Source organism: Flagellimonas lutimaris (assembly GCF_003581615.1).
Classification (GTDB): Bacteria; Bacteroidota; Bacteroidia; order Flavobacteriales; family Flavobacteriaceae; genus Flagellimonas; species Flagellimonas lutimaris.
Window position 1 is genome coordinate 140,056 of the sequence record NZ_QXFH01000004.1, and the last position, 11,812, is coordinate 151,867.

Below are 11,812 nucleotides of genomic sequence, written 5' to 3' on the forward strand. Positions count from 1 at the left end.
ATGAAGTGGTTGTTCAAATACTTTAGTGTTCCGGTATTTAGAAGTTTTCTTTTAATAATGGTTTTGCTTCTATCATCCTGTGGGGAAACTGATAAAACGGAGGAGGAAATCGATAAAGTTTCCATTGATTTAAGTATTTCAAGGTTTGATCAAGAATTTGCCAAGGCAACTGCTAGTGATATCCCTAAATTGAAGACGGAGTACCCATATTTGTTCCCAGAGCAGTTTCCGGACAGTGTTTGGGTGGCTAAATTGACGGATACAATCCAAGTTGAACTTTCTGATGAGGTTGCCAAAACTTTTGGTGATTTTGAGCAGGAATCAGCCGATTTAGAGTCACTTTTTAAACATATAAAGTACTATTTTCCCGAGACCGAGATACCCCATGTGGTAACACTAACTTCGGATGTTAAATATGATAATCGTATTATTTTGGCAGATTCACTTTTGTTGATTGGTCTAGACAACTATTTGGGCGAGGACCATCACTTTTATGAAGGTATGCAACGATATATTTCATCTTCTTTGGATAAAAAGTTTTTGACCTCGGATGTTGCAAGCGCTTTTGCCAAAAAAGTACTTTCCTATCCTCGTAACCGAACCCTTCTGTCACGAATGGTGTATTACGGAAAGGAACTTTATCTAAAAGATAAATTGATTCCGTCAGCTACGGATGCCCAAAAAATTGGTTATTCCGAAGAGGGAATGGAATGGGCCGAGGCGAACGAAGAACAAATGTGGAAGTATTTTGTAGAGCGGGAGTTGCTGTACAGTACGGATACGGGTCTGGATAGAAAATTCTTGGACCCAGCACCTTTTTCCAAATTCGGATTGGAATTGGACAACGAATCACCTCCACGTTTGGGCAGGTATATGGGTTGGCAAATTGTAAGGGCCTTTATGGAGAAAACCGACACAGGTCTAAAACAGATGTTGGGGATGCCAGCGGATGAAATTTTAAAACAATCAAATTACAAACCAAAAAGATAAATGGCAGTAGAACACACTTCGGAGATAACATTGACGGTTGGATTGGATGAAAACCGAGTGCCTGAGGAATTGAAATGGTCGGCACAAGATGGTGGAATTAATGAGGAAGAGGCCAAAGCGATGATGTTGTCTGTATGGGACAGTAAAAATCAAGAGTCATTAAAAATAGATCTTTGGACCAAGGATATGCCAGTTGACGAGATGAAGGTGTTTTTTCATCAAACATTGGTAACCATGGCCGATACATTTTTCAAAGCTACGCAGGACGAAAAAATGACTGCTACAATGAAGGACTTTTGCGATTATTTCGCCGAAAAACTAGAGCTAAAAAAATAGGGCTTTAATTCAAGGACTCATATAAATGATCTATTCTTGACTTTCCATTTCCCTTAAGGTTCAATAAATGCCTTTAGCTTTGGTGTTTTTATGGGAAAGATAACTTTCAGGGTGTCGAGAATCAAAATATTAAAATGATATTAGTGAATTAAATAGAAAAGCCCCAATGTCGGGGCTTTTCTATTTAAGGCTGTAAAAGAATTATTGTCCGATTTGCTCAAGACTCATCGGAACCTCCATGAGTAAAACCCTACTGTTAGAAATGGATTTAAAATCGAAGGAATCTGTTTCCCAGATACCATATCCATCTCTTTTTTCCAGTTTCTGCCTGTTTATTTCCACTTCACCCTCCAAGATGAAAGCGTAAACACCATTACCTTCTTTTTTAATCTTATAGGTATCGGTGGTACCGGCTTCAAATTTTCCTAAATGGAACCAAGCATCTTGATGCACCCAAACACCTTCATCTTCAGGATTTGGGGAGAGTACTTGATAAAAGGTATTCTTTTTCTCAATCTCTCGAATGGAGATTTGGTCATATCTAGGCTCTACATTTCGCTTGTTTGGGAAAACCCATACTTGTAGAAACTTTACCTCTTGGTCGTTGTTTTTATTGTATTCACTATGTTGGATGCCGGTTCCTGCACTCATCACCTGTACATCTCCTTCCTTAATGGTAGTAGTATTTCCCATACTGTCCTTGTGTTCCAAATCGCCTTCCAAGGGAATGGAGATAATTTCCATATTATCGTGTGGGTGGGTACCGAAGCCTCGACCTGGAGCCACTTGATCATCATTAAGAACCCGCAAAACCCCAAAATGCATACGCTCAGGGTCGTGATAGCCTGCAAAACTAAAAGTATGATGTGAATTCAACCAACCATGGTTGGCATGGCCACGAGTGGCGGCTTTGTGCAATACAGATTTCATCTTGTCAATCTTTTAGGAGTTAAAATATCAATTTTTAGATATTGGATTAGTCGTACAGATCAACATAATCTTACCGTTTTGGTGAATGAGGAAAATAGGATTTTACTACTATTTATTACTCTGGAAAAACTGCTGGTTGATGCCATCGATAAACTCCAAAAGTTCTTCACGTCCCATTCGGTTGGAGGATGAGGTGGTAAAATGCGGAGGAGCTTCTTCCCACGCCCCTTCCAATAATTTTTGGAGATAGGCATTTGCTTGTTTTTCGATAACAGCAGGTTTTAATTTATCGGCTTTGGTGAAAATTATAGCAAACGGAATCTGGTTAGTGCCCAACCATTCCATAAATTCCAAGTCAACAGGTTGTGGCTCATGACGAATATCCACCAAAACAAAACCACAAACAAGCTGCTTTCTTTTTTGGAAATATTCCGTGATGTACTTCTGAAAGGTTTTTTTATCTTTTTTGGAAACACGGGCGTAACCGTAACCTGGTAAATCCACCAAAAACCAATTGTTGTTGATTTTAAAATGATTAATGAGCTGCGTTTTTCCCGGTCTTCCCGATGTTTTGGCCAACGATTTGCGTTCTACCAACATATTGATCAAGGAAGATTTTCCAACATTCGACCTACCAATAAATGCATATTCGGGTAAGGGCTCATTGGGACATTTGGCAACATTGGTGTTGCTCATCACAAATTCTGCTGAGGTAATTTTCATGCCTAGAAGTTACGCTTTTTCAGCCAAGCTTCAAGAATGCGGTTAAAGTCGTTCGGGTGCTCCATCATTGGGGCATGACCACATTTTTCTATCCAATAAAGGTCAGAATCTGGTAATAATTCATGGAATTCCTTGGCCACGTTTGGTGGGGTTACGGTATCGTTTTCTCCCCAAATAATACAGGTCGGCGTATTCATGTGGGGTAAATCCTTGGACATGTTATGGCGAATGGCACTTTTGGCGATGGCCAATGTCTTCACCAACTTCATCCTGTCGTTTACAGTTGCAAAAACCTCGTCCACGATTTCCTTGGTGGCCACTTTTGAATCGTAGAAAACATCTTCAGCCTTCTTTTTTATGAACTCATAATCACCACGCTTGGGATATCCATCACCCATGGCGCTTTCGTATAGCCCAGAGCTTCCGGTAATTACCAATGCTTTGACCATTTCCGGAAACATTTTAGTGTGCAAAAGACCAATATGTCCACCAAGGGAGTTTCCTAACAAGATTACATCTTTCAACCCTTTATGTTCAATAAATCCTTCCAAAAATGTGGCAAAGTTTTTTACCGTGGTTTTAAGGATCGGCATATCGTAAATGGGTAATTCGGGAATCAAAACCTTGTATCCTTTAGGTGGAAAATATTCAGATACACCTTGGAAGTTGCTCAAGCCTCCCATCAAACCGTGCAATATAATCATGGGAGTTCCTTCTCCCTTTTCTATATATCGGTATTTGCCATCCTCAATTAAATGCTCTTCCATCTATAGTCAGTTGGTAGTAAGAGGCGCAAATATAGGAATTTCATATCACAAAGATTTTAGGTTTTTATCATAACTGGGGTAAGTATTTTCATTCGTGGTAAAACTTATCGCATATCCGTTCATGTATCGCAAGTTTGATTTTGGGTCCAAACCAGAAAATTTTACCCAAAAGTGGGGAATTTATTAACAAAAGTGGTATTAAGTGGAGAAATGTGGAAATAAAATCTATATATTTGAGTTGTATTAACTAACCAATTGATTTCTAGTGACCCATATCATAGGACAACATGATTGTAAAGCGGACTCCAAAGGAAGGGTATTGTTGCCCATTTCTTTGAAGAACCAGCTTTTGCCTGTTTTAAAGGATGGGTTTGTTATCAAGCGGTCGGTTTTTCAGCAATGTCTGGAGTTGTACCCCAAGGCAGAGTTCGATGTTCTCATGCAGAAAGTGATGAAGAAAAGCAAAATCAATCGAAAGTACGATGCTTTTGTGAGAAATTTTGTGGCGGGCATGAAGGAAGTGGCCATTGACGGGGATTCTGGAAGATTGCAGATTCCAAAAAACTTAGTGGAGTTTGCTGGAATTGAGAAGGAAGTGGTTCTAAATGCGGTTTTTGATAAAATTGAAATTTGGAACAAGGATATGTACGAGAAGGTCTTGGCCGAAGGCGAGAAGGATTATGCTGATTTGGCCGAGGAGATTTTTGATGACGATGAGTAGTGCGTATCACAATCCGGTATTGCTGAAAGAATCGGTAGACGGATTGAATATAAAAGAAGATGGAGTGTATGTGGATGTCACCTTTGGTGGCGGGGGGCACTCCAAAGAAATTTTGAAAAGATTGGGTGATAGCGGCAAGTTGTTCGCGTTTGATCAAGATGAGGATGCCCTTCGGAATACAATAGATGATGATAGGTTTCAATTGATCAACCAGAACTTTCGCTACCTCAAACAGTTTTTAAAGTTCTATGGCATTCGGAAAGTTGATGGAATCTTGGCGGATTTTGGGGTTTCTTCCCATCAGTTCGATGAGGCTGACCGCGGTTTCTCCATTCGGTTCAATGCAGATTTGGATATGCGGATGGACAAAAACAACCAATTGTCGGCCTTCCAGGTGGTGAACACCTATTCCCAAGAGGATTTAGCATCGGTTCTTTTTCAGTATGGCGAATTGCGAAATGCGAATGCCATGGCCAAAACTATTGTTTTGGCACGTACAGAAGAACCCATCAAAACAACTGATGATCTGAAAAAGGTGTTGAGCAGGTTTTTGCCAAAAATGAAAGAGAACAAGATTTTGGCACAAATTTATCAAGCGATCAGGATAGAAGTAAACCAAGAGATTGAAGTGCTCAAGGAATTTTTGGAGCAAGTGCCGGAGATGCTGAATGAAGGTGGTAGGTTGAGCTTGATCAGTTACCATTCCTTGGAGGATAGATTAGCAAAACGCTTCATTCGAGCAGGTAAGTTTGATAGAGAACCGGAAAAGGATTTTTATGGGAACATTAATGTTCCCTTGAAAAGAGTTGGGAAGCTAATCGTGCCATCAGCCGAAGAAATAGCCAATAACAATAGAGCAAGAAGTGCAAAGCTCCGCATCGCGGAAAAAATATAAAGGTGTAGTTGAAATGTCATCTTGAGCGCAATTGACAGATGGGGTGTGGATAGATTACCATCTACACGGGAATGACAAAAGGAATATTGAGAAACAATGAGAAAGGGATTACTGGACATATTAAAAGGAAAGTTTTTGGTGAACGGGGATGCTCCCAAAAACTGGATGTTTTTGTTGTTTGCCTCTTTCTTGGCGGCGCTAATGATTTCCAGTAGCCATAACGCCGATAAAAAAGTATTGGAGATTGCTGAATTGAGCGAGGAGGTTCGGAAACTTAAAAGTGAGTTTTTCGAAGCTCGTTCCAGTGTTCAGCAACTGAAATTAGAATCAACCTTGCGAGAGGTGGTGGCCGAAAAGGGATTAGTGCCATCAGAAAATCCTCCCAGAAAAATAAAAGTTAAATCAGCGGAATAGTGGCCATTACCGAAAAAAATATCATGAACAGACTGTACCTCGTAGCCGGGGGGCTTGTTGTTTTGGCCATAGCCGTAGTGGTGAAATTGGTTGATATTCAAATGGTGCAGGGCGATAAATACAAAGAGCTCGCCTTGAGCAAAACCGAGAAAATGTTCACTATTGAGCCCAATCGTGGTAATCTTTATTCGGAAGATGGGAGTTTGTTAGCGGCATCGGTGCCTAAATATGACATCAGGTTTGACGCCCAGACCGTTTCCAAAGAAAATTTCCAGAACAACGTCACTGCCTTGTCCGATTCTTTGGGCAAGCTTTTCAATAGACCATCTTCGTATTACAGACAATTGTTCAGAAAAGCGAGAGCCAATGGCAATCGTTATAAGTTGGTGGCGCGTAATGTAGGGTATCTGGATTATGTACGTATCAAGCAATTTCCATTGTTCAACCTTGGGCCATACAAAGGTGGATTTATAGAAACCCATCGTGTGGTTCGTGAATATCCTTTGGGTAAAATGGCGGCAAGAAGCATTGGTTACGAGCGCGTGGATGAAAACGGATACTACACAAGAGTGGGGTTGGATGGTGCTTTTGGAGAAACTTATTTGCGCGGCAAGGAAGGTAAGCGATTGAAGCAAAAAATAGCCAAGGGCCAATGGAAGCCTGTTGGGTTGGATAATATTGTGGAGCCTCAAGATGGATTGGATGTGGTATCCACCATCGATATAAACATTCAGGATATAGCGCATCACGAATTGTTGAAGCAGCTCGAAAAATACAAGGCTGACCATGGTTGTGTGGTGGTGATGGAAACCAAGACTGGTGAAATCAAAGCCATTTCTAATTTGGGTATAACTTCCGAAGGAAAATATTATGAGAAACTGAACTACGCCGTTGGTGAGTCCCATGAGCCGGGTTCCACCTTTAAGCTGATGTCCATGGTAGCCGCTTTAGAAGACAAGGTGGTGGATACCAGCACTGTGATTGACACCGAGAAAGGTAGATATCGCATTTATGATGGTGTTGTAAAAGATTCAAAATGGGGTGGATACGGAGAAATTACTGTTTCTAAAGCTTTTGCTGTTTCATCTAATACAGCTTTCGCAAAAATGATCAATGAAAATTATAAGGAGCAGCCTGAAAAATTTGTGAACCGTCTGATGAACATGGGACTTCATAAAAAATTGGGGCTTCCTATAATAGGTGAAGGCGACCCTGTAATCCGATACCCCGGAGATAAGGGATGGTCCGGAATTTCCTTGGGTTGGATGTCTCATGGATACGAAGTGTCCTTGACTCCTATTCAAACACTTGCTTTTTACAATGCCATTGCTAACGATGGCGAGTATGTTAAACCTCGATTGATTCAAGAAGTACGAGAGGGAAATAAAGTTTTGAAACGATTTGATAAGGAAGTCTTGAACTCCTCTATCTGTTCCAAAGAAACGGTGAGAAAGGCACAGCAACTATTAAAAGATGTCGTGGAAAAGAATTACGGTACTGCACATAGACTCTATTCCAAAAACTTTTCCATGGCTGGAAAAACCGGTACCACCCAAAAAAACTATGTGGAAAAGAACCCGGATAAGTTGGCGTATATCTCCTCGTTTGCAGGGTATTTTCCGGCAGATAATCCAAAATATTCCTGTATTGTGGTCATACATGAACCCGATAAAGAGGAAGGGTACTACGGTGCCGATGTTTCTGGTCCGGTATTCAAATCCATGGCACAGAAAATACATGCCATTTCACCCATGGTGGATGAAGTGAACGGCAAAATTATTGAAGATGCTGATTTAGAAAAAGAATATCAACAGTATTACGCTGAAGTACAGAAAAAATATAACACCATACCCAATGTTAAAGGTATGTGTGGTATGGATGCTGTTTCCTTGTTGGAAAATTTAGGAATCGAAGTTGAGGTGCACGGCAATGGCAAAGTAAAAAAACAGTCGGTTGATCAGGGGACTAACATTAAACAGGTCAGAAAAATAATTTTAGAGCTTTCATGAAGTTATTGAAGGACATATTATATGGTGTAAGCCTTTCCGCGGTAAGCGGAGATACCAATGTAATGGTGAACAATGTTCATTTTGATTCCAGAAAAGTCGAGATGGATGATGTTTTTGTAGCTATTCGCGGTACCGTTACCGATGGTCATGATTACATCCAAAATGCTGTCGATTCAGGAGCAAGAGCCATCGTATGCGAAGAACTTCCAGAATTAATGGTCAATGGCGTCACCTATTTGCAAGTGGCCGATTGTAATAGTGCTCTTGCAATAATTGCCTCTAATTTTTATGATAATCCATCCAAGAACCTAAAATTGGTTGGGGTTACGGGAACCAATGGTAAGACCACAGTGACTACACTTTTGTACAATCTGTTTAAAAAAGCAGGGTTTAAAGTGGGTTTAATTTCTACCATCAAGGTACTAGTGAATGATGAGGAGTACAAAACTACCCATACGACTCCAGATGTACTTACCATCAACAATTATCTATCCCAAATGAATGCAGTTGGAGTGGAGTTTTGTTTTATGGAAGTCAGTTCCCATGGGATCCATCAAAAAAGAGCTGAAGGACTACATTTTGAAGGAGCCATATTCACCAACTTGTCTCACGACCATCTGGATTACCACAAAACTTTTGCGGAGTACAGGGACACCAAGAAAAAAATGTTCGATGGTTTGCCAAAAACCGCATTTGCATTGGTCAACATCGATGATAAAAATGGTTTGGTGATGTTGCAGAACACCAAAGCCAAAAAATATACCTACGCCTTAAAATCCTTTGCTGATTACAGGGCTCAGATTTTGGAAAAACAGTTCAATGGTCAATTGTTAAAAGTTGATGACAGTGAATTGTGGTCTAGGCTTATTGGAGATTTTAATGCATACAACTTGTTGGCCATTTACGCCACGGCGGATATTCTGGGACTCGAAAAAATGGAGACCCTCAGATTGATGAGCGAATTGGAAAACGTGGATGGCAGGTTTCAATATTATATATCAAAAGAAAAAATAACGGCTATTGTTGATTATGCCCATACGCCGGATGCACTCAAAAATGTATTGGTTACGATCAATGCATTGAGGACTGGAAATGAAAACGTCATCACCGTAGTGGGGTGTGGTGGTGACCGTGACAAGTCTAAGCGTCCGGTTATGGGTCATATCGCTTCAGAAATGAGCAGTCAGGCCATTTTTACATCAGACAACCCAAGAACAGAGTCGCCTACAGCCATTATTGAAGAAATGGAGGCAGGCGTAGAACCCCAAAACACCAGAAAGGTGTTGTCTATAGAAAATAGAAAGCAGGCCATAAAAACGGCTTGCAAATTGGCTTTGGCCAACGATATCATCCTAGTGGCGGGAAAAGGTCACGAGACCTATCAGGAAACCAACGGTGTCCGGGTCGATTTTGATGATTTTAAAGAAGTTAAAGAGGCTTTGGAGAGCCAAAATAAATAATGTAGTCCATGTTATACTACTTGTTCGAATTTTTAGAGAAACAATACCAACTGCCTGGCGCGGGACTTTTTCAGTTCCTAACCTTTAGGGCTGCCATGTCCGTATTGTTGTCCCTATTGATTGCCATGGTCTACGGAAAACGAATTATTCTCTTCCTTCAGAAAAAGCAGATAGGCGAAAGTATCCGTGATTTAGGTTTGGAAGGACAGAAGCAGAAAGCGGGAACACCAACCATGGGAGGGCTGATTATTATAGTGTCTACCTTATTGCCTGTAATTCTTTTTGCTGATATCAAAAATATTTATGTCATCCTTTTAATTGTGACTACCCTCTGGATGGGTATTATCGGGTTTATTGATGATTATATCAAAATCTTTAAAAAAGACAAGGAAGGACTTAAAGGAAGGTTTAAGGTGATGGGTCAAGTTGGATTGGGGTTGATCGTTGGGTTGACACTTTATTTTCATCCAGCGGTTACAATAAAAGAAAAAGATTCCACCACCATTACCAAAAACTTTAAAGTGGAACAAGTATATGGTGAAGAGACCAAAGCAGTACGAACCAATGTTCCATTCTTTAAAAACAATGAACTCGACTATGCGGATTTTATCTCTTGGATGGGCGAAGGAGCCGAAGATTACGCATGGCTCATTTTTATTCCCGTAGTAATCTTGATTGTTACTGCTGTTTCCAATGGTGCAAACTTAACGGATGGAATTGACGGCCTCGCCGCAGGTTCATCGGCAATAATAGTATTGACCTTGGGAATTTTTGCATGGGTATCTGGTAACATACAATTCTCTGACTATCTCGATATTTTTTACTTGCCCAGAGTGGGTGAGTTAGTGGTCTTTATCGCTGCATTTGTAGGGGCCTTGGTCGGCTTTTTATGGTACAATACCTATCCGGCCCAAGTGTTTATGGGAGATACGGGTAGTTTGACCATTGGAGGTGTTATAGCAGTGATTGCCATTATCGTTAGAAAAGAATTGTTGATTCCCATTTTGTGCGGAATCTTCTTCGCAGAATCATTGTCTGTGATGTTGCAGGTTGGGTATTTCAAGCATACAAAACGGAAATACGGCGAAGGAAGACGCATATTCTTGATGGCGCCATTGCATCATCATTATCAGAAAAAATCATATCACGAAAGCAAAATAGTAACCCGGTTTTGGATTATAGGAATTATGCTGGCCATTATCAGCATCGTTACCCTTAAAATTCGATAAGAATGGGTCGCTTAGTGATACTTGGAGGTGGAGAGAGTGGTGTTGGAACCGCCATTTTAGGGAAGAAAGAAGGATTTGAGGTCTTTGTTTCGGACAAAGGCGAGATTAAAGAGAAGTATAAAGAAGTTCTTGAACATTTTGAGATTGAATGGGAGTCCGGTGAGCATACCGAAGCCAAGATTTTGAACGCCGATTTGGTAATGAAGAGTCCTGGAATACCTGACAATGTGCCCTTGGTAAAGGCGCTTGTCGAAAAAGGTGTTCCGGTGATTTCAGAAATAGAGTTCGCATCAAAATATACGGATGCAATACTGATTGGAATCACGGGAAGCAATGGGAAAACAACGACCACGATGCTTACATACCATCTTTTAAAAGATGGTGGGTTGCACGTTGGTATGGCAGGTAACATTGGTGATAGCTATGCAAAGATGGTGGCGGAACAAGATTTTGACCAGTATGTGTTGGAGATAAGTAGCTTTCAGTTGGATGGTATTGTGGATTTTAAACCACACATCGCTATGATTACCAATATAACACCTGATCATTTGGATAGATACGAGTACAAGTTTGAAAACTATATCGCATCCAAGTTCAGAATAGCAATGAATCAAGATGAAAACGATTATCTGATTTATGACGCCGATGATGAAGTGATTCAGCATTGGTTAAAAGAATACCCCGTTCAATCCAAATTGGTTCCTTTTTCTGTCAAAAGAAAATTAGAAGAAGGAGCTTGGTTGGAGGATAAAACGATAAAAATAAAATTAGAACATAAAACCTTGGAAATGAGTGAAGATATTTTGGCCTTGGAAGGTCAGCACAACGTAAAAAATACAATGGCAGCAAGTATGGCGGCCATGCTGGTTAAGGTCAGAAAGGAGACCATTCGCAATAGTATCCAATCTTTTCAGGGGGTGCCCCATAGATTGGAAAAAGTGTTGAAAATTAATCATGTGGAATACATCAACGATTCCAAAGCAACCAATGTAAATGCGACTTTTTATGCCTTGGATGGCATTAAAAAGCCCATTGTTTGGATTGTTGGAGGCGTGGATAAGGGAAACGATTATTCCGAGTTGATGCCGATGGTGCGGGAGAAGGTAAAGGCTATCATTTGCTTGGGCGTGGACAACTCTAAGTTAATTGATGCTTTTGGAAACGTAATCGACCTTATGGTCGAAACTTATTCCATGGAAGAAGCTGTAAAGGTGGCTTATAAAGTGGCCGATCGCGGAGATGCTGTATTGTTATCACCAGCCTGTGCTAGTTTTGACCTTTTCAAAAACTATGAGGATAGAGGAGATCAATTTAAAACAGCAATTAAAAACTTGTAAA

General features: G+C 40.5%; 12 protein-coding genes. 9 read left to right on the plus strand and 3 right to left on the minus strand.

Translation table 11 applies throughout. The annotated features are described in order from the left end of the window. On the plus strand, positions 1 to 990 hold the full coding sequence (gene gldB, locus D2V08_RS00635) for a gliding motility lipoprotein GldB (protein ID WP_182835449.1): 990 nt from the start codon (positions 1 to 3) through the stop codon (positions 988 to 990). Then, the gene (gene gldC / locus D2V08_RS00640) at positions 991 to 1,326 is read left to right on the plus strand and encodes a gliding motility protein GldC (protein WP_014033322.1); all 336 of its coding nucleotides are present in this window, start codon (positions 991 to 993) and stop codon (positions 1,324 to 1,326) included. Between the two features lie 201 nt (positions 1,327 to 1,527). On the opposite strand, the gene D2V08_RS00645 is transcribed toward gldC, so the two are convergent. From D2V08_RS00645 to D2V08_RS00655, 3 genes are all read right to left on the minus strand, one after another. Further along, complete coding sequence (locus D2V08_RS00645) at positions 1,528 to 2,256, minus strand: pirin family protein (protein WP_119606220.1); 729 nt, start codon at positions 2,254 to 2,256, stop codon at positions 1,528 to 1,530. A 108-nt stretch (positions 2,257 to 2,364) separates the two neighbouring features. Further along, entirely contained in the window at positions 2,365 to 2,979 is a 615-nt protein-coding gene (yihA, locus tag D2V08_RS00650) for a ribosome biogenesis GTP-binding protein YihA/YsxC (RefSeq protein WP_119606221.1), read from the minus strand. Positions 2,980 to 2,981: 2 nt separating this feature from the next. Next, positions 2,982 to 3,746 carry an alpha/beta fold hydrolase gene (locus tag D2V08_RS00655; protein WP_119606222.1) on the minus strand — a complete coding sequence of 255 codons (765 nt, stop codon included), beginning with the start codon at positions 3,744 to 3,746 and terminating at the stop codon, positions 2,982 to 2,984. A gap of 265 nt (positions 3,747 to 4,011) precedes the next feature. Here D2V08_RS00655 and D2V08_RS00660 point away from each other — a divergent pair, with 265 nt between their 5' ends. The 7 genes from D2V08_RS00660 to murD all read left to right on the plus strand — a co-directional run bounded on the left by D2V08_RS00660 (position 4,012) and on the right by murD (position 11,811). Next, positions 4,012 to 4,467 carry a division/cell wall cluster transcriptional repressor MraZ gene (locus D2V08_RS00660; RefSeq protein ID WP_119606223.1) on the plus strand — a complete coding sequence of 152 codons (456 nt, stop codon included), beginning with the start codon at positions 4,012 to 4,014 and terminating at the stop codon, positions 4,465 to 4,467. Next, positions 4,460 to 5,362, plus strand: a complete 903-nt coding sequence (gene rsmH / locus D2V08_RS00665; protein ID WP_119606224.1) for a 16S rRNA (cytosine(1402)-N(4))-methyltransferase RsmH — start codon at positions 4,460 to 4,462, stop codon at positions 5,360 to 5,362. Before D2V08_RS00660 ends, rsmH begins: the two co-directional genes overlap by 8 nt. A 96-nt stretch (positions 5,363 to 5,458) precedes the next feature. Further along, a complete protein-coding gene (locus tag D2V08_RS00670; protein WP_119606225.1) occupies positions 5,459 to 5,776 on the plus strand; it encodes an FtsL-like putative cell division protein in 318 nt (105 codons plus the stop codon). After that, entirely contained in the window at positions 5,776 to 7,785 is a 2,010-nt protein-coding gene (locus D2V08_RS00675; protein WP_119606226.1) for a PASTA domain-containing penicillin-binding protein, read from the plus strand. Before D2V08_RS00670 ends, D2V08_RS00675 begins: the two co-directional genes overlap by 1 nt. Beyond that, entirely contained in the window at positions 7,782 to 9,245 is a 1,464-nt protein-coding gene (locus D2V08_RS00680; protein ID WP_119606227.1) for a UDP-N-acetylmuramoyl-L-alanyl-D-glutamate--2,6-diaminopimelate ligase, read from the plus strand. Before D2V08_RS00675 ends, D2V08_RS00680 begins: the two co-directional genes overlap by 4 nt. Before the next feature lie 8 nt (positions 9,246 to 9,253). Continuing rightward, entirely contained in the window at positions 9,254 to 10,474 is a 1,221-nt protein-coding gene (gene mraY / locus D2V08_RS00685) for a phospho-N-acetylmuramoyl-pentapeptide-transferase (RefSeq protein WP_119606228.1), read from the plus strand. 2 nt (positions 10,475 to 10,476) lie between these two features. After that, the gene (gene murD, locus D2V08_RS00690; protein ID WP_119606229.1) at positions 10,477 to 11,811 is read left to right on the plus strand and encodes a UDP-N-acetylmuramoyl-L-alanine--D-glutamate ligase; all 1,335 of its coding nucleotides are present in this window, start codon (positions 10,477 to 10,479) and stop codon (positions 11,809 to 11,811) included. The last annotated feature ends 1 nt before the right edge of the window (position 11,812 follow it).